The organism is Deminuibacter soli, from assembly GCF_003412455.1.
Lineage (GTDB): Bacteria > Bacteroidota > Bacteroidia > Chitinophagales > Chitinophagaceae > Deminuibacter > Deminuibacter soli.
In genome coordinates this window covers 232,066-257,527 of sequence record NZ_QTJU01000001.1, presented here as the reverse complement: position 1 = coordinate 257,527, position 25,462 = coordinate 232,066, and the positions used below count along the sequence as shown (strand labels likewise).

Annotated in this window: 22 protein-coding genes; 15 read left to right on the top strand and 7 right to left on the bottom strand. The window is 42.7% G+C overall.

Going from position 1 to position 25,462, the window contains the following annotated elements:
* Positions 1-10 precede the first annotated feature (10 nt).
* The 10 genes from DXN05_RS00955 (at position 11) to DXN05_RS00910 (ending at position 7,509) form a co-directional block, all read left to right on the top strand.
* On the top strand, positions 11-565 hold the full coding sequence (locus tag DXN05_RS00955; RefSeq protein ID WP_116845343.1) for a hypothetical protein: 555 nt from the start codon (positions 11-13) through the stop codon (positions 563-565).
* 5 nt (positions 566-570) lie between these two features.
* Positions 571-1,314 carry a winged helix-turn-helix domain-containing protein gene (locus DXN05_RS00950; RefSeq protein WP_116845342.1) on the top strand — a complete coding sequence of 248 codons (744 nt, stop codon included), beginning with the start codon at positions 571-573 and terminating at the stop codon, positions 1,312-1,314.
* Positions 1,311-1,976, top strand: coding sequence for a hypothetical protein (locus tag DXN05_RS00945; RefSeq protein WP_147313804.1), 666 nt, complete (start codon positions 1,311-1,313; stop codon positions 1,974-1,976). The genes DXN05_RS00950 and DXN05_RS00945 overlap by 4 nt, the downstream gene beginning before the upstream one ends.
* A gap of 376 nt (positions 1,977-2,352) precedes the next feature.
* Positions 2,353-3,231 (top strand): helix-turn-helix domain-containing protein, encoded by an 879-nt coding sequence (locus DXN05_RS00940; protein ID WP_116845340.1) that lies wholly within the window; start codon positions 2,353-2,355, stop codon positions 3,229-3,231.
* 63 nt (positions 3,232-3,294) lie between these two features.
* The gene (locus DXN05_RS00935; protein ID WP_116845339.1) at positions 3,295-3,870 is read left to right on the top strand and encodes a DapH/DapD/GlmU-related protein; all 576 of its coding nucleotides are present in this window, start codon (positions 3,295-3,297) and stop codon (positions 3,868-3,870) included.
* Between the two features lie 8 nt (positions 3,871-3,878).
* Positions 3,879-4,937, top strand: a complete 1,059-nt coding sequence (locus DXN05_RS00930; protein ID WP_116845338.1) for an alpha/beta hydrolase — start codon at positions 3,879-3,881, stop codon at positions 4,935-4,937.
* A gap of 4 nt (positions 4,938-4,941) precedes the next feature.
* Positions 4,942-5,427, top strand: a complete 486-nt coding sequence (locus tag DXN05_RS00925; RefSeq protein WP_116845337.1) for a (R)-mandelonitrile lyase — start codon at positions 4,942-4,944, stop codon at positions 5,425-5,427.
* 52 nt (positions 5,428-5,479) lie between these two features.
* Positions 5,480-5,938 carry a cyclophilin-like fold protein gene (locus DXN05_RS00920; protein WP_116845336.1) on the top strand — a complete coding sequence of 153 codons (459 nt, stop codon included), beginning with the start codon at positions 5,480-5,482 and terminating at the stop codon, positions 5,936-5,938.
* A gap of 25 nt (positions 5,939-5,963) precedes the next feature.
* Complete coding sequence (locus DXN05_RS00915) at positions 5,964-6,830, top strand: aldo/keto reductase (RefSeq protein ID WP_116845335.1); 867 nt, start codon at positions 5,964-5,966, stop codon at positions 6,828-6,830.
* 16 nt (positions 6,831-6,846) lie between these two features.
* On the top strand, positions 6,847-7,509 hold the full coding sequence (locus DXN05_RS00910) for a Rossmann-fold NAD(P)-binding domain-containing protein (protein WP_116845334.1): 663 nt from the start codon (positions 6,847-6,849) through the stop codon (positions 7,507-7,509).
* A gap of 988 nt (positions 7,510-8,497) precedes the next feature.
* Here DXN05_RS00910 and DXN05_RS00905 read toward each other — a convergent pair.
* Complete coding sequence (locus DXN05_RS00905; RefSeq protein WP_147313803.1) at positions 8,498-8,683, bottom strand: hypothetical protein; 186 nt, start codon at positions 8,681-8,683, stop codon at positions 8,498-8,500.
* A gap of 287 nt (positions 8,684-8,970) precedes the next feature.
* Between DXN05_RS00905 and DXN05_RS00900 the strand changes: the two genes are divergently transcribed.
* Positions 8,971-9,321 (top strand): DUF6876 family protein, encoded by a 351-nt coding sequence (locus DXN05_RS00900; RefSeq protein WP_116845332.1) that lies wholly within the window; start codon positions 8,971-8,973, stop codon positions 9,319-9,321.
* Positions 9,322-9,973: 652 nt separating this feature from the next.
* Here DXN05_RS00900 and DXN05_RS00895 read toward each other — a convergent pair.
* Positions 9,974-10,780 (bottom strand): hypothetical protein, encoded by an 807-nt coding sequence (locus DXN05_RS00895; RefSeq protein WP_116845331.1) that lies wholly within the window; start codon positions 10,778-10,780, stop codon positions 9,974-9,976.
* On the opposite strand from DXN05_RS00895, the gene DXN05_RS00890 reads away from it, so the two are divergent.
* The 3 genes from DXN05_RS00890 to DXN05_RS00880 all read left to right on the top strand — a co-directional run bounded on the left by DXN05_RS00890 (position 10,774) and on the right by DXN05_RS00880 (position 14,269).
* Positions 10,774-11,367 carry a thermonuclease family protein gene (locus tag DXN05_RS00890; protein WP_116845330.1) on the top strand — a complete coding sequence of 198 codons (594 nt, stop codon included), beginning with the start codon at positions 10,774-10,776 and terminating at the stop codon, positions 11,365-11,367. The genes DXN05_RS00895 and DXN05_RS00890 overlap by 7 nt on opposite strands.
* Positions 11,368-11,858: 491 nt before the next feature.
* Complete coding sequence (locus tag DXN05_RS00885) at positions 11,859-12,848, top strand: glycosyltransferase family 2 protein (RefSeq protein WP_116845329.1); 990 nt, start codon at positions 11,859-11,861, stop codon at positions 12,846-12,848.
* A gap of 431 nt (positions 12,849-13,279) precedes the next feature.
* Positions 13,280-14,269, top strand: a complete 990-nt coding sequence (locus DXN05_RS00880) for a glycosyltransferase family 2 protein (RefSeq protein ID WP_116845328.1) — start codon at positions 13,280-13,282, stop codon at positions 14,267-14,269.
* Positions 14,270-14,421: 152 nt separating this feature from the next.
* Here DXN05_RS00880 and DXN05_RS00875 read toward each other — a convergent pair whose 3' ends face one another.
* A complete protein-coding gene (locus DXN05_RS00875; protein ID WP_211329950.1) occupies positions 14,422-15,924 on the bottom strand; it encodes an arylsulfatase in 1,503 nt (500 codons plus the stop codon).
* Positions 15,925-16,086: 162 nt separating this feature from the next.
* Here DXN05_RS00875 and DXN05_RS00870 point away from each other — a divergent pair, with 162 nt between their 5' ends.
* Positions 16,087-17,211: an adenylate/guanylate cyclase domain-containing protein gene (locus DXN05_RS00870; protein ID WP_147313802.1), complete on the top strand. Its 1,125-nt coding sequence runs from the start codon at positions 16,087-16,089 to the stop codon at positions 17,209-17,211.
* Positions 17,212-17,247: 36 nt separating this feature from the next.
* Here DXN05_RS00870 and DXN05_RS00865 read toward each other — a convergent pair whose 3' ends face one another.
* From DXN05_RS00865 to DXN05_RS00850, 4 genes are read right to left on the bottom strand one after another with little or no spacing between them, the layout of a single operon-like run.
* A complete protein-coding gene (locus tag DXN05_RS00865; RefSeq protein ID WP_116845326.1) occupies positions 17,248-18,783 on the bottom strand; it encodes a sulfatase family protein in 1,536 nt (511 codons plus the stop codon).
* A gap of 4 nt (positions 18,784-18,787) precedes the next feature.
* Positions 18,788-20,323 (bottom strand): sulfatase family protein, encoded by a 1,536-nt coding sequence (locus tag DXN05_RS00860; protein WP_116845325.1) that lies wholly within the window; start codon positions 20,321-20,323, stop codon positions 18,788-18,790.
* Positions 20,324-20,331: 8 nt separating this feature from the next.
* The gene (locus DXN05_RS00855; protein ID WP_116845324.1) at positions 20,332-21,981 is read right to left on the bottom strand and encodes a RagB/SusD family nutrient uptake outer membrane protein; all 1,650 of its coding nucleotides are present in this window, start codon (positions 21,979-21,981) and stop codon (positions 20,332-20,334) included.
* Positions 21,982-22,000: 19 nt separating this feature from the next.
* Positions 22,001-25,048 (bottom strand): SusC/RagA family TonB-linked outer membrane protein, encoded by a 3,048-nt coding sequence (locus DXN05_RS00850; protein WP_245975083.1) that lies wholly within the window; start codon positions 25,046-25,048, stop codon positions 22,001-22,003.
* Positions 25,049-25,462: the final 414 nt, after the last annotated feature.

The following is a 25,462-nucleotide window of genomic DNA, read 5'->3' as shown; positions in this document are numbered from 1 at the left end:
TTGACTACAAATGTTAGATCAGGAAATAATTGAGTTTTGCCAAAACTGGAATGCAAAGATTGAAGCAAATAAAGGAGATAATCTTTCAGATGTTTATGAGAGATATAGAGATTTATTTACAGTGTACAATAAATTATACAATCAGGTTCCAGATGCTTTGATTGCAAAAGGTAATCCTTATAAAGGAAAAATAAATGATAGTAACGGAGCAACAGAAATTGTTGTTCAATATTTAGGTGGTGTAAATATCTTGGCTAACTATCATGCTAATAATTTAGATAACGATATTGAAGCTATTGACAGGTTAATAGATCAGGAAGTGTTTTACATTAAAATACGAAACGGACAGCGGGATAGAAACGCTGATTTGGAAATCCTGCAAAACGTGCGATCTGCAAATGCAGATATAAAAGCCAAAGCAATATTGCAAGTTATCTATTTAGTGAGATGTAATTTGGTTCATGGAAGTAAAGATTATCAGGAGTATCAACGATTGCTTTTAGAGCCATTGACAAACTTATTAAGAACTCTTATCACACAGCTTTATTCAGCACTTTCCAAATAATCAACATGAATAAATTCAGAACTGCTGCAATTCAAATATTAACGGAAGTTGGCAAGCCTCTTCATTACAAAGAAATCACAAAGCTTGCTTTGGATAAAGGCATTTTAGAAACAGAAGGTGCTACACCCGATGCAAGCATGAATGCACAGCTCATTACTGACATTAATAAAAAAGGTGAAGGTTCAGATTTTATAAAAACCGCACCATCCACTTTTGGCATAAATCCCAATAAGAAAGTATTGGAGCCAAAGAAGCAAAAGAAAGTATTGGAAGAGGAAGCTGAAGAAGAAGAAAAGATTATTTTGGAAACAGGTTTTACAGGCAAGGCAGGCGAACATTTGGTTTGTTCAGAGTTGTTATTTAGAGGTTACAATGCAAGCATTATGAGTGTTGATTCGGGTATGGATATTATAGCAACCAAAAACAATAAATTGTTTTCGATACAGGTAAAAACAGCCAACGCAAATACCTACGAAACCTACAATTTTGATGTTCGTAAAATATCCTTTGAAAAAGATTATGCAGGAAACACGTTTTACGTCTTTATCCTGAAGGGAAAAACGCAAACACAATTCCTGATTATACCATTGCACGAAATGGAAAAGAAGGTTGCAGAAAAAGCAATCATCTATGTACAGTCATACAAAAAGTATCGGGTTAAAATAGATATACGTGACGATAAAATTTATTTAGGGAACCGTAATCATGAAATGAAATATTACCTGAACAATTGGGATGTAATCAAGTGAGTGCAGTTTTTATTATAGGCAAGAGTAACGAAACAGGTTTACCATTACATGTACGAAATGCAAAGAATGGTTTGGCTTGTAATTGTATTTGCTATCAGTGTGAACAGAAATTGGAAGCAGTGCAGGGACAAAGGGATTGGTATTTTCGGCACTCTGATAAATCAACTTGTATCGGTAATAACGAAACAGCCTTGCATCAGTTTGCAAAGTTCCTTTTGTATCAAAACAGATATGTCAATTCAAAGAAGAAGACAATAAATTACACAGAACCAGTTTTAGAAACTGTTATTGATAAATACCGTTCAGATGTAAGTGCAACATACAATAATGAAGAACTGCATTTTGAAATTGTTGTACATCACGATTTAACCACTGATAAAAAACTTCATTATCGCTCCAACAAAATAAACTGTATAAGGATAGATTTAAGCGACCCTTTATTGTTGTCTGCACAACCTGATCAAATCAAATACGCAGTGCTACAAGACAAAGAAAACAAAAGCTTTATTCAATGGAATGAAGATAAAGTTTACATCGAGGAAGTTTCTAATTCAGATAATCACAATTGGCTGATCGCTGGATTAATTTTTCTTGGTTCAATATTTCTATTTCGAAAATCTTTGTTCGGTCAATATAAAAGAAGAAGTCGTTTCAGGAGATAGCAAACAAAATTGTCCGCAAAGTTAATTGCCGCCCCGGCATCACTACAAAGCCCGGCTATTCTAAAGCCCGGCAGCCAAAAGACTACGGCATAAACACAATCCCAACACACAAAGCCATCATTTATTCCGTTTCCTTTTGGCTTGGGAACGGCGGCAATTGCGGCATAGCGTCATTTTATTTTTTCATTATTAAATGTATCGTTATGTCAGTTCTTGTTCAGCGTTGGCTTGTAGGTAGCATTTGGGTTTCCTGCTGGTTTGTTTCACCCGGTGTATTTGTATTTTCATCGCAGTTAGGCTATTCTTTCACTTCCTCATGTGAGCCCCCTTGGTAGGGGCTTTTATCAATATTATTTGATTTTCTTAACTTTGCCTTATGGAAAACAAAATAATGCGTTCAGTGTCAGAGTTCAACAATGAACTAAAGTTGAAGGGCTTTAATGTGTTTCAAATAGAAGCTGATGGCAATGCTACAAAGACATACAGCCGGAAGGACTTCTACAAAATATGTTTAACTACAGGAAAAAGTAAAATCCATTATGCGGACAGAAGTTTTGAACAGGAAGGAACAATTTTGTTTTTTGGCAACCCTCACATCCCTTATTCCTGGGAAACTATTTCAACCACTTATGTAGGATATACCTGCCTGTTTTCCGAAGATTTTTTTAAAGCCTCCGATCGTAGTGAAAGCCTGCAACATTCTCCTTTATTTAAAATCGGTGGTACACCTATTTTAAAGATAACTGAACAGCAGCGGCATTTCCTGAATAGTATCTTTATAAAGATGATAGAAGAGCAAAGTTCAGATTATGCATACAAAGATGATCTTATACGCAACTATATCAACCTCATTATTCATGAAGCATTAAAGCTGCAGCCTTCAGAACAATATGAGCAGAACAAAAATGCAGCTTCACGCCTTACTTCCGTATTTCTTGAATTGCTCGAAAGGCAATTTCCGGTGGAGAGTGCTGATAAACCTTTGCAATTAAAAACAGCACAGGATTATGCAAATAATCTGAACGTTCATGTTAATTATCTTAATCGTGCCGTAAAAGAAGTTACGGGCAAATCCACAACCACACATATCACCGAAAGAGTAGTAACTGAGGCAAAAGCTTTGCTCCACCACACCGGCTGGAATATTGCCGAAATAGCTTATGCACTTGGTTTTGAATATCCTACCTACTTTAATAACTTCTTCAAAAGAATTACCGGTACTAACCCGAAATCGTTAAGATTGCAGGAAGTTTGAAATTCTTAATTATCGGTTTGATAATCTTTATTCCCGGAATATTTAATGTAAGACCTTTGTGGTATGCAATCAGATCACCATACCAAAGACATTTTTGAACGGTTATTGAACGGCGAAACCATTCTATCCAACGATCCGGAAGCTTTTAAAATGCGGGATGCTTCTTATGCAACAAAAAAGTTATTGGTTAAAATGAATAATGCTGATGATCCGGCAGAAATCAGAGAATTATTGAGCCAGGTAACAGGTTCTGAAATTGACGAAAGCGTTGCCGTATTTACCCCTTTGTATATTAATTATGGTAAGCATACCAAAATCGGCAAAAATGTATTTATAAACTTTGATTGTGTTTTCCTTGACTTAGGCGGCATTACTATTGAAGACAATGTGTTGATTGCCCCAAAAGTCAGCCTGTTATCAGAAGGGCATCCGGTTTCCCCAGGCGACAGACATTCTCTTGTTCCCGGTCACGTTCACATCAAAAAAAATGCATGGATTGGTGCAGGTGCAACAATATTGCCAGGGGTAACTATTGGTGAAAACGCTGTTGTTGCGGCAGGTGCGGTGGTTTCAAAAGATGTTCCGGCGGATACAATTGTTGGAGGAATACCGGCAAAAATTATTAAAGAAATTAAATAACCAGATATATGAAAAACATAGCATTGGGATTTGTTTTCTCTCTATTGATGATAGGACAAGTTTACTCACAAACTTCAAAAAGTGTAAACACAAATAAGATGAACAAAGTAGATACAACAGACCATTATACTTTTCAATTAAGTGATAAAGTAACAAGGCAAAAAGTAATATTTAAAAACCGTTATGGCATTAAATTAACAGGTGATTTGTACACTCCAAAGAATAGCAGTAATAATCAATTGCCAGCCCTTGCTATCAGTGGTCCTTTTGGTGCAGTAAAAGAACAATCTTCAGGGCTCTATGCAAACCAGATGGCAGAACGGGGCTTTATTGCCATTGCTTTCGATCCATCTTACACCGGTGAAAGCGGTGGCGAACCAAGAAATATAGCTTCACCCGAGATCAATACAGAAGATTTTAGTGCAGCGGTAGATTTTTTGGGCGTGCAAAAGAATGTTGACAGAAACAGAATTGGCATCATTGGCATTTGTGGTTTTGCTGGCTTTGCGTTAAATGCAACAGCGGTTGATAAACGGGTAAAAGCCGTTGCTACTACAAGTATGTATGACATGTGCCGTGTTACATCAAAGGGTTATGATGATGTGGTAACAACCGAACAACGAACTAAAGCTTTAGAGCAATTATCGGTACAACGTTGGCAGGATGCACAGCAGCAGATACCTGCCCTGTCTACCAATAATTTACCAGATAAACTACAGGGTAATGAACCACAATTTGTAAAAAACTATTTTGATTATTATAAAACACCAAGAGGATTTCACCCAAGATCTATTAATTCCAATGGTGCATGGACAATGACCAGTTCACTGTCCCTTATGAATATGCCAATACTCACCTACATTAAAGAAATATCTCCAAGACCTATACTTCTTATAGCCGGTGAAAAAGCACACTCCCGGTATTTCAGCGAAGATGCTTATAAAGCAGCAGCGGAGCCCAGGGAGTTAATTATTATTCCAAATGCAGTGCATACGGATTTATACGACAAAGTAGATATTATTCCGTTTGGCAAATTGGTAGACTTCTTTACAAAGAACTTAAAATAAGAATATGAAAAAAACAGGACTAAGAATTGCAGCAGTTTTATTTGCATTTCTATTTCAAATCACATTAAAAGCTCAACCAATGAACACGAAAGAAAATCAAAATACATCAGGCATTTTTCCAAAAGGAGAAAAAGCAACCCAAAACTTTACAGGCACTGCATGGGTAAAAACACTTGTCGCAAACGATGATACTTTAACAACCATCATTAGCGATGTTGTGTTTGAGCCTGGTGCAAGAAACTATTGGCATACGCATCCTGCCGGTCAAATTCTGATTTGCACAGATGGGGTAGGATATTACCAGGAAAAGGGAAAGCCTATTCAAACACTTCATGCAGGTGATGTAGTTAAAATACAGCCGGGTATAGAGCATTGGCATGGTGCTTCGCCTACAAGCAGCTTTACGCATATTGCCATCAATGTAAATACAGAAAAGGGCGTGGTGAATTGGTTGAAACCTGTAACGGATGACGAGTACAACAGCAAGTAGTATTTTATCAAAGAACGAAATTTAGCAGCACTATTACATCAAATTGTAAAGAATGAAACGACTACTCTTTCTTGTTTTTATGGCAGTATTGCTTGGTAGCTGTGCATCCTGTACTAAAAATACCGTCACATCAGAAAGCAACAACAACACAAATCCAACAGGTAGTAAAATGAAAATCAAAATCGGGAACAGCACTTTTACAGCAACACTGTATAACAACGCAACAGCAACAGCGTTCAAATCTCTCTTGCCGTTAACCGTAAGCATGATTGAGTTAAACGGCAATGAAAAGTATGTTGATTTGTCCCGCAATCTACCTACTAATGCATCCAATCCGGGAACCATTCAAAATGGAGACTTAATGTTATACGGTTCTTCAACGTTAGTGCTGTTTTACAAAACATTTTCTACGGCTTACAGTTATACAAACCTCGGTCGCATTGATGACGTTAAAGGGCTTGTTGCTGCCCTTGGAGCAGGTAATGTAAACGTCTCGTTTGAATTAGAATAACTGAAAAAGCATAAAATATTGAAATATGATTTTAGAAGAAAAGTTTACGCTATCCAATGGCGTTGAAATTCCAAAACTTGGTCTTGGAACCTGGTTTATAAATGATAAAGATGTTGTAGAAGCAGTGGAGGCGGCGACAAGAATTGGTTATCGCCATATTGATACAGCACAGGCATACGGAAATGAACATGGCGTGGGTGAAGGAATTAAAGCATGTGGTTTAAAAAGAGATGAACTGTTTGTGACCACAAAGCTTGCCGCCGAAGTGAAGTCGTATAAAGAAGCTGTTGCATCGATAGAAAGTTCTCTAAAAAAGTTGGGACTTGACTACATTGACTTAATGATTATTCACAGTCCCAAACCCTGGGCAAAATTTCTTGAAAGTGAACGTTACTTTGAAGGTAACCGTGAAGCATGGAGAGCTTTGGAAGAAGCCTATAAAGCTGGCAAACTTCGTTCTATTGGTGTATCAAACTTTGAAGAAAGGGATATAGACAACCTCCTTAGTTCATGTTCTGTAAAACCAATGGTAAACCAAATATTAGCACACATAAGTAATACGCCGAAAGAATTGATTAAATACTGTCAGGATAAAGGCATTCTTGTAGAAGCATATTCACCATTTGGGCACGGAGAACTTTTCAAGAACCAGGAAATAAAAGCGATAGCATATAAATACAATGTTTCCCTTTCGCAATTGGCTATTCGCTACTGTTTGCAACTTGACTTGCTTCCATTACCCAAGACGGCTAATCCACAACACATGAAAACAAATGCAGAAGTGGATTTTAATATCTCTGAAGAAGACATGGAATTATTGAAAAACATGAAGCAGATTGGAGATTATGGAGAGCATAGCAGGTTTCCAGTATATGCAGGAAAACGAAATTAAAGTTGAATAGTTGTATATGAAAGTCATTATCACAGGAACAACAGGTATGGTAGGCGAAGGAGTTTTGTTAGAATGTTTAGCCAATCAACAAATAACGGAAGTATTAAGTGTAAGCCGCAAACTCATAGGCATTAAACATCCAAAGCTGAAAGAATACATTGTACCAGATTTTCTTTCGCTAAAGGAAAACGATGAGAACCTTACAGGTTACGATGCCTGTTTTTTTTGTGCAGGAGTTAGCAGCGTAGGAATGAAAGAATCAGAATACGCAAGGATTACTTATGACACAACCTTAGCCTTTGCCAAAGCCTTAAATCCTAAGTCCCAAATGACTTTTGCTTATATCAGTGGAGCAGGTACAGACAGCAGTGAAAAAGGAAGACTGATGTGGGCACGGGTAAAAGGCAAGACAGAAAATGATCTAATGAAACTGCCATTCAAGCAAGTATTTGCTTTTCGTCCAGGTGCTATGAAATACACGGAGGGTCAAAAGAACCTTTCCAAAATGAACAAATTCCTTTCATGGCTTTATCCTGCATTCAATACGGTATTTCCAAATACCGCTAACACGGTGAGGCAGTTAGGACAAGCAATGATTTATGCCGCACAAAACGGTTACGAAAAAAAAGTAGTAGAAGTAAGCGACATCAAGATTTTAGCAGATAAGGCATCAAAGTAAATTTGTGATTTTTGTTATCAGCTTCTGCTCTTTATTCAGCTTCTGTTGTGTCACTCACTTGTACTTCCAGCAATTCTATTGAGCAGATTTAGCCCCGCCTACGGTAGCTAAGTCAACAACCAAGGCAACCCATTAGCCACCTTCGGCTTCCCACAGCAAAAGCCATTCGTTCCTTATGGCATTTGCTTTCTGCTCGGCTTCAGTTCAGCTTCTGGATAAATCCCAACACCAATAATTCTCACATCAACTTGACCCACGCTGCAAGGTAAATAGGTGTTCGTCATTTCGTCGTCAGCAGGCAGATGTGCCAAACCATTGCAGCATTGCCAATAAATCTGTTTATATACTTTTATGGTATTGGCAAAGCTGGCAATGCCTTTCAGGTGCTTCGCTACGCTTCGCAGTTTGTCACACTACTTGCAGTTCCTCCTCATTCCTCACGGCAGCTACTGTGTCCTTCATGCCACTTCGTTCATTTTGTCCTTCGTTCCGCTACATTACACCACGTTCGCAGCCTGGCTATTTGCTGCAAGGCATGGCACACCATCAACACACAAAGCAAAGCACAAGTGATGCACATGCCTTTTCGCAAGCCATCGCTACAATACTCACTGGGTTCCATTCCGCTACACTACGTCCTCCATTCACTTCAGTCGCATTCAGTCCACCCGCTGCCCATAATTTGGCGTGCCTTGCTGCCTGCCACAGCTACGGGTTTGTCATGGTTTTTGTCCTTACACACAAAGCTTAATAGGATACAAAAACACACGCCAAACCCTTGCGTCTCACTGTTGCTGCCTATCGCCGTTGCACGGCTTTTTAGTCAGCACTGTGGCAGGCGCACGCAGCCAATTCCGTTCGTACCTCTCTCCATTGGCTTATGGCGGCACGCCCCCTGGCTACAGTGTGGACAAGTGTGCCACACAGCTACGCTTCTTTTTAGCCGCAGGCGCTTTTACCTTTCTTGCCAACGCACAGGGAATACATTTCAACTTAAATGCGGCTCAAACCAATTTTCAACTTCTTCGGCTGTATTAAGCATAGCTACATCTTCGATTGGAAATCCTTCCAATTGCGTAACAATCTTAATCTGGTATCCTTGTTCGATGTCTGTAATCATTTGATTTTTTAATTCTTCAAAAATGTGTGGATAGCCACTTATTAGTGGTTCCATGATTTGATGTTTTTTGTACGTTTTAATCATTGTATATTCTTTTTATTATAAATATTGAAGAAATCCGAAAAAGATCAAAAAGCTGGAATTTTTTTGAAAAAAAGCGCAGCAAGTTAGGCGGCTACCGCAGCCTCGCCTTCTGTCTGCAAAGAAATTCCGCCATAAACACAAAGCCCACCGCACAAAGCCATCTTTTATTGCGTTGCTTCTTTGCAGCCAGCCACGCCGCCTGATGTAGATGCTTTCTTTTTTTCTCTTTTTTCTTTTAAAAATTAAATTTTATTACAATGAAAAATGCAAATCACTACTTCGGATGCAGCAACGGTTCAGAAAATTTCTACCGTCACAACATTGCTAAAACTGTTTACACAGATGGAGTAAAGCAAATGGCTGAAGATTGCGAAGCTTACTGGTTGATTGATTTAATTATTAGCCATCAGGTAAATGACAGAGTAAAGAAAGAACCTTTCCAAGTATGGGATCTGAAACGGGAGCAGGATAACAAATTTTCAATTCTTTGTACCGATGGAAACCACAACAAGGTTACAAGCCAGGAAATATCCTTTAGCGATTTTCCATATGACCTTGCCACTATTTGGTTAGTTGATGGCTGCCTGATGCTGCCGAAGGAGTACTAAATAATGAAAGCAGTCGGTAACGGCTGCTTTTTACCTAACTACAACAACTGTACAACGACAATGCTTTTGCGGATATGTTTTTTATTAAGCAAAGTTAGCTGCGGCAGCCACCGCACTGACCCGACTAAAAAAACCAAAAGACTACGGCATAAACACAAGACCCTCCACACAAAGCCATCTTTTATTCCGTTTCCTTTTGGTTTTTTATCTGCCTTCGCTGAGAGATGCTTATAAAAATCATAGTTATGCAAAAGCAGCTTCGCATTATTACCAGTCGTTGTTTGGCAGTTTGTCCATTCAGCTTGCAGTTTAGTCCTGTTCCATCTATGCCATCATGGGTTTTTGGTAAGCATCTGGGCAGGCGTTCTGTTTATTATCGCTATCGTGGCACTCGGGTTTTCGCAGTTGGTTCCACTGGTTGGTATCTTCATTGTTCGCCATCCGGTCGTCGTCAGCTTAGTGCATTGCCCTTTTAGGGGCTTTGCACTTTCATATTGACTTTACCCAGGCTTGCCTCTGTTTCGACCATAAGCCGACCTTAACTCCAGCATAAAAGCACCATGAAGCACCACATTAGAAAAAAGCGCAAACAGATAGCAATAAAAAAGCCCTGCAAGAATGCAAGGCTGTTTCTGGTCGTAATATTTATCGCTTAGAAAATATCCGCAACTTTTAATGCATTACCTGAATTGAACAGGTAATAATTAGCACCTACTTGCTGGTAGAACTCAATACCAATACAGAATAAAACACTTGCATCAGCAGTAATAGTAGGAGAACCAGGCAATGTTGCAGTTACTACAGTTGACGTTGCAATAGCTGCAGTCAAATCGAGGTAACCTGAATAAGCAACATTTGAAAGCTCATTGTTTGCTGTGTCAATTGGTTCATAAGTTCCGGTTTGGTCGTTGTAAGCAAAATCAGAAACACAAGCTAACGCAACCAATAAACGAAAATGAGTTGAACCAGCTGGAGCATTCACGAGGTTTGCCGGGTTGAAAGCTGGAACAGTTAATGTACCTGCATCACGGGCAACAGTGTTGCTTAATGTATAAGGAGCGGTGAACACACCTTCAAGACTGATGTTTTTATCAAATGGAAATCCAATCAAATACTGTTTTTCCTGGGAAATCAAAATAGCACGGTAACCCCTTGCTTCTGTTTGGTCTTCCAGGTTGATTTTTTTCAAAACACCAGTAAGTCTTCCCGTCATTTGCGGATCACTCATTTGTTTAATCACCTGGCTTAAACCTGTACGAATAGATTTTCCGGCTGATGCGCAGCCGCCAAACTCGTTCATGTTTTCACGGGTTCTTTCAAATTCAGGAGCAGTTAAAATCTGATCACCTGAAGGACCGCCAACCATACCGGCGAAGTCACCGGACAAGCCCTTAATTTTAAAATGTCTTACGCCGCCCATTGTTCCAGAGTAACGTACTAAACCTGTTTGCTTTGCCATTTTTTATAGAATTTAAAGTGTTTGTAAATCAAATTTTTCTTCTCAAATTTACACTACAATACATTGATTTACAGTATCATAAACAACGTAAACAAGTGCAAATCAAAGCACTCGGGCAGGCTATAATTAGAACACACCTCACAATCACGAAAATTGTTGATGGCGATGGCTTATTTGTGGCTGATATGTTCGGCAGGAATGAAACAGAAATTCGCTTTCTTGGCATAGATGCACCAGAAGTAAGAAGATCAAGAAAGTTGAAACAAGACGAAAGAGAAACGCATTTACCTGGGCAATTGCTTTTGGAATTAGGGCAGGCATCAAAACAATATCTTTCTTCAATTGCTCCGGTAGGTACTTCAATAACTTTAGTGATGGAGAGGCAACACAGTTTTGATTTTTATGGACGAACCTTGGCTTATGTTTTATTACCTGATGGAAGTTGCTTAAACGAAACGATGATCAATGAAGGCTATGCAAAGCCTTATGATAAATATTATTGCAAGGCATTGCCTGAGTATCAGAAATTAAATACATTTGCTAAAGCAGGGCAACGAGGTTTATATCAAACAGTTTCTGTTTTTTAATTTCAAAAACATTTTGTTCTTTCTTTCACTTGTTTAATTTTTCATGTTGCCCATTTGTTGCCCAATCTTCCAAACGCCTTTGTATATTGCATTCTTTACTTTTTGTATTGGGAAATAATTATTCTGCATAATTGTTCTTCTCTTATTTGTTGCCTGATTTTGTGTTGCCCCCAAATAGGACAACACGAAATGGAGAATAGGCTATAGATAGTTACATTAACTTAAATGAATAAAAATATAAGCCTCCTATAAATATATTACATTAATTAAAATGTAATATATTCTATAATATTTCCTGATAAATAAAGTCATCTGAAATTTTTTTATTAAATTCAAATGTAATTTCATATCTAGACTGATATGAGATTTGATCAACCCTCCTTTCCGAGCATTCCCACAAGACTTTTGCGATGAGCGTACTTTTAGCTTTTGCATTGCCAGCCATATAGAAAAATTGTAGTCCCAATTTTTAAACTTTAAAACATAAAGCTTTGGGGTATAAAATTTCTATCATCATCCCGGTGTATAACACGGAAAATTACATTGGCCAGTGTTTACAGAGTATCCTTGACCAGCAGTATGATAACCTGGAAATACTGCTGATTAATGATGGCTCAACCGACGGCAGTGCGCAAATCTGCGAAAAATTTGCAGCGTCAGACAACCGGATCGTATACCGGAGCATCGAGAACCAGGGCGTTTCCAATGCCAGGAATATTGGTCTGCAGCTAGCCACCGGCGACTATTTGCTGTTTGTGGATAGCGATGATGCGTTAGAGCCGCAGTGTTTTAATAGTATCACAGCAGAATTGGCAGCCAATCCTGCAGATGTAATTACCTTCCAGTTCCGGCGTTATTTTTCCGCGGAGAAAATGGAGACTTTCTCCGACTATAAAAAGGGCGTTTTATCCCGTGCCGATATCGCTGCCTATTTTTCCAGCGTGGATTATCTGCCATTTTTCTGGTATCCTTTCAGGCGATTATACAGACTGGCATTTCTGCAAAAACATCATCTTGCCTTTTCAACGGAGATCACCTGGGGAGAAGACACCCTGTTCAACTTTGAAGTATTTTCCTATTTCCCGGAAAGCAGGTTGAGCAATAAGGTAATTTATACCCAGAATGTAAACCCCACATCCTACACTTCGCAGCGCTACAAAAAAAATCTCACGGAAAATTTCATTAAGCACTACGAAAAAAGAATCGAGATTCAAAAAAGAGTAAGCGCTGCCATCGACCATAAAACCTGGAAAAACCTGAGCTATTATTACATTAACCATGTAATGAATTTATTCTTCAACAACATAAAAGCTTCTCCCAACCCGGTTACCGAGTTAAAACGGTTCAGGGATTCTATCGTATTCCGGCAGTTATTTAAATTTTATAATTATGACTTTACCAATAAGAAACATGCTTTAAAATTGCTTTTGTTCAGGTATAAACTCTATCATTTTATTACGTTGGCTCATTCTGGTAAGTAAAACACCGGAAAAAACACAATAATTTTTATGGCAGGATGATTTTTCATTCTGCCATTTTTATTTCGTACCACGCTATTATTACCAGTTGCCGGTAAACCGTTATGCTAATAAAAGAAGCTGTCTTACTATTGTTGAGGCAGCTTCTTTTATTACAGATGTGTACGCGTGGCTGTTTTGCAAATGAAGCAAACTGCCTTTGTTGATGTGCAAAAACCTGTATTGCGTAAGTATTGCAGCGTTTCCCGGTATTGATTTTGCTGTGCCTTAAATTGATGCGGCTTTGCGTAAATGGCTAATGCGATTGTCGTTCATCGCATAATAACATTGAAGCAATAATTTTTGGATTAGCTTGCCCCTAATAGTTAAGCATCTTACTGTCGTATTAAAAAAATAATACAATCCTTAATTATTAATTTTTTAAATATAAAGCTTTGCCCTATAAAATTTCGATTATCATCCCGGTGTATAATACTGAAATTTACATCGCACAATGCCTGCGCAGTATTCTTGACCAGCCATACAGTAACCTGGAAGTAGTGCTCATCAATGACGGATCGACGGATAGAAGTCCCGGGATTTGCGAAGAATTTGCCGCGGCAGACAACCGGATCGTATACCGGAGTATCCCTAACCAGGGTGTTTCCAATGCAAGAAACATGGGTCTGCAGCTGGCTACAGGCGATTATGTATTGTTTGTTGACAGTGATGATGCCGTTGATCCCGGGTGCCTCAATACAATAGCCGATGCACTGGCAGACAATGCTGCAGATGTACTTACTTTTAAATTCAGGCGGCAGTTTGGTGATGATAAGGTAGAGAATTTTCCTGATTACAAAACAGATACGCTGTCACATGCCGATATCGCTGCCTATTTTTCCAATGTAGATTGCCTTCCATTCTTTTGGTATGTAGTACGCAGACTGCACAAGCTGGCCTTTCTGAAAAAGCATAACATTCAATTTTCAACAGACATTACCTGGGGGGAAGACACCTTGTTTAATTTTGAAGTGTTTTCTTATTTTCCTGAAAACAGGATGATTAATAAAGTGATTTACACACAGCATGTGAACCCTGCATCGTATACAACGCAGCGTTATAAAAAGAACCTGGGTGAGAATTTCATCAAACACTATGAAAAACGGATTGAAATTCAGAAACGGGTAAATGCTGCCATTGATCAGCGAACCTGGAAAAACCTGAGCTACTATTATATCAACCATGTAACAGACCTGTTCTTCAATAATATAAAAGCATCACCTCATCCTGTAAGTGAATTGAAGCGATTCAGGGATTCAGTAGTGTTTCAGGAACTGTTTAAATTTTACCAGTACAACTTCAGTAACAGGAAACACACTCTAAAATTACTGTTGTTTAAGTATAAGTTATACCGTTTTATAACGTTGGCACATTCAGATAAATAAGCTGTTGCGTTTTACACAACCACAAGGAACAGGATAGTAATTTTGACAAATATTATTGTTCAACTGTATCCTCGTTTTTTCTCTTCGGTAGTACAAAATGACTTTTGGCCCAGACTTCCCACTCCGCAATTAATGCCTTGCACAGGGCAGGGTTAATTTGCTGCAACATTTTTTTCTTCTGTCGGGTCGTTGCTGAGGTTATACAAAGCCCAGGCGCTTTTCCCGTCTTTTACTGCTTTCCAGTTGCCCTTGCGGATAGCCCGGTTACCTTCATGCTCCCAGTACAGGCAGGGATGTGCCGTAAATGACCGGCCTGTACAAACAGCTGCAATGCTTGTTCCTTCCAGCTGGTAGATAATGTTGTTTTTGTAAGTTTTGGGATAAGCAGTATTACTCAGTTCAAGGAACGTGGGCATTACATCAATTAGGTAACAGGGCGCATCAATAATTTTTGATTGCTGGTTTCGGGCAATGCCTTTGGGCCACGAAATAATAAAGGGGGCTGCAATACCGCCTTCTTCTGTTTCTCTTTTCCATTTGCGGTAGGGCGTATTAGATGCATTGGCCCAACCCATGCCATATGATATGGCACCAGATAATTCGGGGTTGTTGATATCAGCCATAGTACCACCACCGAGTTCTTTATAGGGCTCAGGGCAGGCACCATTATCGCTCAGGAATACGATGATGGTATTGTCGAGCTCACCCTTCTTTTCCAGTGCTGTTACCAGTTTGCCTATATTCTGATCTATACAACTTACCTGCGCTGCATATACTGCCATCCTGTAAGCCACGTCTTTCTGCTCCTGCGCTGATAGATCTGTCCATGGCCTTACAGCTGTATCACGTTGCGAGAGTGGGGTATTGCGGTCAACTATGCCTGATTGAAGCTGGCGGGCATATCTTTCCCGGCGAATTGCATCCCATCCTTTTGCATACACGCCTTCAAATTTTTTGATATCCCCGGCTTTGGCCTGCAGCGGCCAGTGTGGTGCATTGTATGCGAGATACAAAAAGAAAGGGCGACTGTCATGCTGTGCATTTACAAAGCTAATAGCAGAATCGGTGAATGCATCAGTGGTATAATAGTCACCTTGCGGTGCGGGCAATTGCGTATTGTTATAAGTAAGTCCACGGCCTCCCTGTGGCCTGAAGTAACTGGCGGCTCCGGCGAGTATACCATAATAACGTTCAAAGCCGCGCTGCAGTGGCCATTTCTGTTCGCCATGCATACCAAGATGCCATTTGCCACTCATGTAAGTATGATACCCATTGGCGCCTAATACTTCGGCCAAGGTTACGCAGTTCCGGTTGAGATAACCCTGGTAGCCGGGCGTGCCCCAGTTTTCACCGTTTGGATCAGCTGGTTCTTCTGTCATGTGGCCAATACCTGTCTGGTGTGGAAACAAACCGGTCATTAATGTTGCCCTGGTTGGGCAGCAGCGTGCATTGTTATAAAAATGCCTGAACCGGATGCCTTTGCCGGCCAGCTTATCAAGGTTGGGTGTAGGAATTTCACTCCCATAACAGCCAATGTCTGAATAGCCCATATCATCGGCCATAATAAGAACGATATTGGGTTTGCGCTGGGCAATGCCTGTTTGAAGCAGGAAGGTTAGCATAAGCAGTTGGCTGAGGCGGAGGAAGTTTTTCATGATATGCCAATTTACGAAGGGAAAAATTGCGCACAACTAAAAATGCGAAGAAAGCGGAATATGGCTGTACAGTCGGGGATTGAAGTTGAGAAAAACAGATTTATATAAAACAAAAGCCATCTGTTACTGTTAGCTTTGGAGATATATGTTGGCTTATTGTATATGATGTCCAGAACTTTCGATTATACTGCTATTGCCCAAAGGGTCTCTGCAAGATTCCCGGTGCTGAGTTATGTAATGATCCAGATCAATTTCTGGATTATGGCGAATATTTTTCTTGGTATTTTGATGCATCTACAGGCGTTGTCAATCGGTGCTGCCTTTAAGCTGGAGCGCTTAAGCAGGCTTGGCCCCATTATATTCCTCGCTGTTATATTGGGTGTTTTATATGGCATTTGCCTCGGTTTAACCGATAACTTTCTCGACCGGAATATATTTAAAAAACAGCCCCTTGGTCGCATCATTCTGCTCAAGACAAGTATTTCTTTTTTAGTACTTACCGGGCTTGTTGCCTTAATCCGTTTTGTATTTTTTAATGCCATTATTGCTACGCCTTCCTATAAGATGGATTTTACCATGAACGGGCGCTCGTGGGAATATTTCTTTTACGTGTTGCTGCTCTATTATTTTGTAATGACACTCGTCATCAATTTTATCAACCAGGTAAATAAAAAATATGGTCCGGGCATTCTTATTCCATTGTTACTGGGCAAATACCGCAACCCGCGTGAAGAAGAACGTATTTTCCTGTTTATGGATCTGAAGTCCTCGACTTCCATTGCAGAAAAACTGGGGCACTTGCAGTACAGCGCTTTTATCCGCGACAGCTTCAGTGATATTAACCAGGTGCTGGCGGCCTTTAATGTGCAGGTATATCAATATGTGGGCGATGAGATAGTGGTGATGTGGAACGTACGTGATGGATTAAAAGATTTTGCCTGTATCCGTTTTTTCTTTGCCTGTGAAAAACAGTTTTACCATCGCGGGCAATACTATGCCGAGCAATATGGTTTTCTGCCGCAATTCAAGGCCGGTGCGCACATGGGTGTAGTTACCGCTGTTGAAATCGGTGATGTTAAGCGTGATATTGCTTATCATGGCGACACACTCAATACAGCCGCACGTATACAAGGGGTATGTAATTACTACGGAAAGAAATTCCTGGTGTCTGATTTCCTGTTACAGCAGGTTGATCCTGCACATGAACTGGTAACAACTGATCTTGGATTGATACAACTTCGCGGAAAAATCACCAAGGTGGATATCTGGAGTGTGGAAGATTTTTAAAACGGGGTGTAGCAATTGCCTGCTACACCCCGGTTTCTATTTTGCCGCATCCAGCAGCTGCAGTGCTTCGTTGTCTTTGTATTGTATAATCAATGCACGCAGCCTGGCTTTTAAACCGGTTACTATCTTCGAACCTGCTTTTTGTTTGTACAGGTTATGCACTTCCAGCGGGTCTTTGTTTACATCGTACAGTTCCCATGAATCGTCTCCGCCATAAAAACGGATGAGCTTGTATTGTTCCGTGCGTATACCAAAGTGCGGGTATACATGGTGCGGCTCAGGAAACTCGTAGTAGTGGTAATAAATATCCTTACGCCATGGTGTGGAACCGGCTGTTTTTTTCAGCAACGGTAAAAACGATTCGCCCTGCATATCAGCTGGCGCTTTAACACCGGCTGCATCCAGGAAGGTAGGCGCCCAGTCGATGTTCAATGTAAACTGGTTAACTGTAGTGCCCGGTTTTATTACGTCGGGATACCGCATTACAAAAGGGGTTTTCAGTGATTCTTCATACATAAAACGTTTGTCGAACCAGCCATGCTCTCCCATGTAGAAACCCTGGTCAGATGCGTATACAACAATTGTATTGCGTGATAAACCGGTCTGGTCAAGGTAGTCGAGCAGGCGGCCGATATTGCGGTCAAGCGAGCGGGCTGTGGCCAGGTAATCTTTCAGGTAGCGCTCGTATTTCCATTTGGTGAGTGCTGCACCGCTTAAATGTTGTGCATCAAAATCTTTGCTCACTTTGTTTTCATAGTACTCATAAAACGCCTTTTTCTGTTCAGGTGTAAAACGGTTATAGGTGCCGCTTTTCTCATAGTCTGCATGCACCTTCAGGTCTTCTTTCAAACGCATGGTTTTGGCGATCGTCATGTCCTGGTCGCGTGCTGCGAGGCGGTCATTGTAATCGTCATTAAATGTGGCGGGCAGCGGAAAGTCAATGGAATCGTATGCGCCAAGATCCTGTATATCGGGCAACCACTCGCGGTGCGTGGCTTTTTCGCCCACTACCAGGAAGAAAGGTTTGCTGGTGTCCCGCCGGGTCAGCCAGTTTTGAGAGAACTGTGTGATGAGGTCTGTAACATAACCGGGATGTACGGTAGTGTCGTGACTGGTAATAAAGTTGGGGTTGTAGTATTCTCCCTGTCCTTTAAGAATAGAGAAGAAATCAAAACCCTGCGGCAAGCTGCCTAAATGCCATTTCCCGATCCAGGCGGTTTGGTAACCGTTTTGCTGCAACAGTTTCGGGAAGGTGGGCTGGTTGCCATCGAATACTTTTTCGTTGAGCTTGTAGCCGTTTACATGACTGTATTTGCCGGTTAACAGGGTAGCCCTGCTTGGTCCGCAAATGGCATTGGTGATCATGGCGTGCGTAAACACCGCGCCTTCTCTGGCAATGCGATCGATATTGGGTGTTTGTGCCAGTTTGCTGCCATACGCACTTATACTTTGATAGGCATGATCATCTGATAAAATGAAAATGATATTGGGCCGTTGCTGCGCAACTGCTGCTGCGGTGAGCAGCAGGCTGCTGATGATGAATGTTGTACCGCGAAGCAATGTGTTGATCATATAGTTATTTTGAAGAAGCGATATTTCTTTCACTGGCTGATTCCTCTATGCGTTGCAGGCTGGCTGCAAGTTTTGCTGTGATGTCAGGATGTTGTGCCGCTACATTGTGCTGCTCACGGATATCTGTTTTCAGGTTATACAGCTGCGGCTGTTCATCGTTGCCCAGCTCAATGTTTACCAGCTTGTTGATACGCGGGCCTTTGCCTGGTTTAATGTATTTCCAGTCGCCTTCAATAATCGCGAGTGTGCCTGCGTGTTCAATAACGCTGGTGCGGCCCTTTTGTGAGCGGCCGAGCAATACATTCGTCATGTCAAAGCCATCGGGCATTTCGCCTGCGGGTATCGATTGGTGTGTAAACGATGTAAAAGAGATGGGTAAATCTATCTGGCTGATCAATGCAGCGGATACACCTGGCTTAACCTGCCTGGGCCAATGCACAATAAACGGAACACGTGTGCCTGCATCAAAAGCGCTGTATTTGCCGCCGCGCAGTTCACCGGCGGGTTTGTGTGTGCCGAGGTTTTCTACAGAGCCATCCTGGTAACCATCGTCTACCACAGGGCCGTTGTCGCTGGTAACAATAATAATGGTATTCTGTGTTAACTGCAAACTGTCCAGCGTTTTGAGCACTTCGCCCACTGTCCAGTCCAGCTGCAGAATAGCATCGCCCCTGGCGCCCAGCCCGCTCTTGTTTTTAAAACGGTTATTGGGATCGCGCGGCACATGAATATCGCCGGTTGCCAGGTATACAAAGAAGGGTTGGCTGCTGTGCAGGCGTATAAAGTTTTGCGTTTTGGCAACCAGTGTGTCGGCAATCGTTTCATCATTCCACAAAGCAGCTTTGCCGCCGGTCATATAACCAATACGGCCAATGCCGTTTACAATGGTCTGGTTGTGACCATGGCCGGGTGATGATTGCATTTTCAGCAACTCAGGATGGTCTTTACCGGTAGGCCAGTCGCCAATGGGATTTTTATAACTTACTGTGATGGGATCTGCCGGGTCAAGGTTAACCACGCGGTGATTCTCTACATACACGCAGGGCACCCTGTCTAAAGTGGCGGGCATGTAATAGGCATAATCAAATCCTATTTCCAGCGGCCCTGGTTTTATCTCGTTGTTCCAGTCTGGCCCTTTCCCATCTTCGCCCAAACCAAGATGCCATTTGCCAATGGCTGCGGTGGTATAACCTGCCTGTTTTAAAACAGAAGGCCAGGTAGTGCGGTTGGGTTTTATTAATGCAGCTGCATCACCGGGCGCAATGCCGGTACCTGCCTTTCGCCAGGCATACTGGCCTGTTAAAATGGAATAACGGGAAGGCGTGCAGGTAGCAGAGCTGGCGTGTGCATTGGTAAAGCGCAGCCCGTTTTTGCTGAGGCGGTCAATGTTGGGCGTATGCACCTGTGTGGCGCCATAACAGCCGAGGTCGCCATAACCAAGGTCGTCTGCATAAATAAAAACAATATTGGGCTTTTGCTGGCTGCAGGCTGTAAAACCCAGGCATAAAAAGGCGCCGATTGCAAGCGTGTGTTTTTTCATTACAGGAATTATTTCAGATTGGGATTGATACTTACTTCAGTTAACGGAACGGGCCATTTTTCATCGGTACCTGCCCTGAATGTTTTGGTAGTAACATACCAGCGGCCGAATGGATCGGTGGCAGTTCCTTTTTTACGAAGATTTTTTGCACCGGGATAAGGCGCTCCGTAAAAATCACCGTTCAACGCCTGCGCCGCTGTTTTCCAGCGCAGCAAATCCCACAGGCGCAATCCTTCAAATGCCAGTTCGTTTCTTCGTTCGCGGCGTACTATTACGCGTAGTGCAGCAGGGTCAGTTTCTGTTACCGGCGGCATACCTACAGATGTTCTGCCACGCACTTTGTTGATGGTTGCATCGAGTAATGATTGTGTAATCGCATCTCCGTTTTCCAGTTTTGCCTCCAGCAAGCTAAGCAATATTTCTGCATAACGCACAATAGGCAAATCAATGCCCGAGTTGGATAAGGCGCTGCCGTAATACGATGGGTTATTAAACTTACGCATGCCGTAACCGGTACGGGTAGCCTGTTTGGTTAAGGTAAGCTGGTCTGCCGATGCCGTTGAATCCGGATGTGTGGTGTAGGGCAGCCCTGCAAAGCTTTCACCGTTGTACAGCACGGTATAGGCCAGCCTCGGGTCCCTGTTTTGTGCAAGATCATTGGCATTGTACCGTGCATCTGTATAAGAAAAAGGGGTGCCGTCTTTAAACTCGAATGATTCTACGAGGCTGCCCAGCGGACAGAATATATGATAGCCGCCGCTGGTGGCCGGGTAATCGTGCAGCTGCATGCCATTGGGGGCAAGGTCTTTCACATATTGCGTAGCAAAGATGATTTCCTTGCTGCTTTCATTGGTGCCATCGAACAGGCTGCTGAAATCGGGATCAATGGTATTGTCGTTGTAATTGATAAGCGTTTGATAGGTATCGGCTGCATTGGCATATTCTCCCTGCGACAATTGCATGCGGCCAAGAAAGGCCAGCGCCGCCTGTTTGCTTGCGCGTCCTTTTTCTGCAGCCGTAAGTGCACCAAACCGGGGCAGGTCGTTTACGCAGGCAGTGAGTTCGGTTGCTACAAATGCAGCGAGTTGTTGCCTGGTAGCCTTGGTTACGGTATTGGCTTCAGCTGCGGTAAGCACTTTTGTTACCAGCGGTGCATCTCCAAAATACTGCGAAAGATAAAAGTATTGTGTGGCACGTATAAAGCGGGCTTCAGCGGCAATGCGTTTTATAAAAGCACTGTCTGCCGGTACTTTGGATACATTCTCCAGGAAAAAGTTGCAGCGTGCAATGCGTGCGTAGCTGAGGTTCCAGTAATTGCTGATATAGGTATTGCTATTGGTGAGCGTGCCATTGGTGAGCGTGTTGAAGCCGGAGTTCTCGCCCCTGCGGTCATAGGCATTGTCACTGGCAAACTCCAGGAACAGCAGGCCGTGGTACGACCACCAGTCTGTTGCAGAAAATTCACCGGCATTAATCATCTGGATATTGCCGCGGTATACACCTGTTAAAGCCAGGAGGGCATTGCTTTGACTGGTCCAGAAATTATCATTCGAGAAATTACTGAGAGGCGTTTTGTCGAGGTCTTTGCGGCAGGAGAACAGCAGCAGGCTTGTTGCTGCGGCCAGCATGCCCCGGCGTATATAAAACAGTGCTTGCATAAACTACTTTGTTTGAGGATTAAAAATTCACGTTAACACCCAGCGTATAGTTGGCCAGGATGGGATAGTAAGCGCCGCTGGAATTAACTTCGGGATCCCAGCCTTCACGGTAATGACTAAAGGTGAACAGGTTTTCTGCTGCGAGATTAAACCGTGCCCCTTCAATACCCAGCGATCTGGCGATGGAAGCAGGCAGGCTGTAACCCAGCTGAATACTTTTCACGCGCAGGTAGGCGCCATTGACTACCCAGAACGAAGAGGTGGCTGTATTGGGTGTACCCTGGTTGGTAATTAACTCCAGGCGCGGATAAGCTGCATTGGGATTGGGGTTTGCGGGAGACCACCTGCCATCTGCCTGCCAGCGCTGTATGCCTGCAGTATTGTAAAATGCCCAGCCTGCATAGTTATTGAGATAGCCGCTTACACCGCTTACACCCTGCAATAACACAGAGAAATCAAAATCACTGTAACGTGCACCGAGATTGATACCATAGGTGTAGTGCGGAATGGTGCTGCCCAGTACCTGCCGGTCGTAAGCTGCGTTCACCACGCCATCGGGTTTGCCGCCCGGGCCGCTGATGTCTTTGTAGCGTATGTCACCCGGCTGCGGTTTTGGGTTTACTGCGCTTTGATTGGCTGAGGCTGTATAAGCGGTAACATCTGCTGCGTTCGCATACAATTTGTCTGCCACATAACCATAATATACATTCATCGGGTGCCCGATAAACAGGTTGGTGCCATTGCCTACAAGTCCGTTGGGTTGTTTTACATTACCCACACCGAGGTCGAGCACTTTATTGTTGATGATAGAGAAATTAACGCCAACAGTATAAGAAAATTTACCGAGCGTGTTGCGGTGATTCACCGTAAACTCCCAGCCCTTGTTGCTAAGCTTGCCCGAGTTTTGTACACCGGGTGCGAGCCCTATTACACTGGATACGCTGGAAGACGGGCTTACCAGGATATCGTACGTATACTTGTCGAAGTAAGTGGCGGTGAACGACAGGAATTGTTTCCAGAGGCTTACTTCGATGCCAACGTCTTTTGTGCGGGTGCTTTCCCAATGCAGCTGGCTATCGGTTAAAGTATCGAGACCAACACCGGTTGCAATGGTGTTTCCGAAAGAATAATTGTGGCCGGTGGCCAGCAAGCGCTGGTATGGATAGTTGCCGATATTCTGGTTGCCCAGTGTGCCATAAGATGCTTTCAGTTTCAGTTCATCGAGCCAGGAAAACCGGTTCTTTAAAAAACGTTCTTCGCTAATGCGCCAGCCTGCTGCCACAGAAGGGAAGGTGCCATATTTCTGTGTAGATGGAAAGCGGGATGAACCATCGCGCCGGGCTACACCTTCAATTAAATATTTGTGGGCGAAGTTGTATTGCAATCGCCCGAAGTAAGAATCAATTGCCCATTCGGCAGCATTGCCGGTATTGGATTGGGTGCTGGCATCACCCGCATCAATTACCGTGATATCGTTACCGGGCAGGTTGCTGCGGAACGAGGTGTTGGTTTCGTTATACGCGCTTTCGTACGAATGACCTGCAAGTATGGTGAACTCGTGCCGGCGTACCTGTTTGTGATATTCTGCAAAGGTTTGCAGGGTTTTGTAATTGTTGTTGTAAAAACCTTCGGTTAAGCTGGAAGGCTGATCGGTGATGGTGGGTGTTAATTTCTGTGTTGCCCTGAATAAGGTGGTTCTTTCATTTACCTGAGAATAGCTGGCCAGCGCAGTGAATTTAAGTCCGTCGAGTATGGTCCATTCCAGTCGCAGACTTGATTCAAGATTGGTGCTTTTGTCTTTGTAAAATGAGGCGCTTTCCAGTGCCGAGGCTGGTGTACCGGTATTGTTAATACCTGTGCCATAGCTGCCGTCGCTTTTCCTGATTACATAGTTTGGGCTGTACCGTACTACCTGGCCAATAATATCCTGTGTAGTGCTGTAATCCATACCACCCGGAGTGGAAGGCTCATTGTCGTAACTCTGTATGGCCGCAAAACGGGTGGTAAGCTTCAGGTTGCGGGAGAGGTTACTGGTGAGATTGAACCGTGCATTATAACGCTGCAGGTTGTTTTTGGCAATAATGCCGCCCTGGTTTAAATAACCGAGCGAGAGCAGGTATTGTGAACGTTCGTTGCCGTTGGTAATACTGAGATTGTGCCCTGTTTGTACAGCGCTGCTTTTTAACGTGGCATCAAACCAGTTGGTGTTGGGGTAATTGTCGGGATCGGTGCCATCGCGGAATTTTTGTACCTGGGCATCGGTGTAAGAGCCTGGCTGTGCTTCATTAATCAGTGTGGCATACTCGGCAGAACCGGCATAGCTGGGCAGTTTGGTGGGCTTTTGCAAACCTGCGTAGCCATTGTATGCAATACGGAACTTGCCTGACCTGCCTGTTTTGGTAGTGATTAAAATAACGCCGCTGGCTGCGCGTGCGCCGTAAATAGCAGCAGATGATGCATCTTTCAAAACAGAAAAGGTTTCCACATCATTCGGGTCGATGTTGTTGAGCGAGGTAACGAGGATACCATCTACCACAATCAACGGGTCGGTGCCGGCGCCGAAGGAGCCCACGCCTCTTATCTGTATACTGGCGCCCACTGCACCTGGCTGCCCTGAGCGTTGTATTACCGTGATGCCGGGCAGCTGCCCTGTGATGGATTGCGTTAATTGCGGTGAGGTTCTTTTACTAAGCTCACTGCCTTGTAATTGGGCCACGGAGCCGATTACCTGGTTTCTTTTCTGCGTGCCGTAACCCACTACCACCACATCATTCAGCACATTGTCTGCGCTGTGCAGTGTTGCATCTAGCGTGGGGCCGGTTACAGGTAAAATAGTTTGCGGATAGCCCAGTGCCGAAAAGCTGATTGTTTTTGTGCCCGGTTCTATTGCGATGCTGTACGTGCCGTTTTCCTGTGAAAGGGTGCTGTGGCGACCGGCTTTAACGGTTACCCCGCTGATGGGTTTGTGCAGTGTGTCGGTTATAATGCCGGTTACGGTAATTGATTGCGCGCTCAGCCATCCCTGCAGCATAAGCATGAGGAGGCCGGTAAGCAGTGTTGGTTTCATTGCCTTTAGTAATTTGGTATTTGGTTCAGTTGATTTTTTCTACGGCAGCAGCGAATGCATTGCGCGCAAATCTATAAAATAATCTTATTAGTCCTCTAATTTAGTGGACTAATAATTCTGTTCACCTCCGAATACCTGTTTATCATCGGTGAAATAATAAACCGGAGTGTTGTGAGGTGCAATACAGCTTTTATTTGGCTGGTCAGATAAATTGGTTAACTTTATAAGGCTTTGAAAGGTTTATCAATAACACATTTGCTGATCAATCGTCAGGTTTATTTATCCATTCTTACACTGCACTTGTCATATTCCCTCAAAGCTTTTCTTTTCTGTTAACTGCACTTCTTACTGCTTTCGGTTAATTGTTGCATTGCAGCGCTGTTGTGTTTTGCTGAAAAAACTGAACCTCCGGGT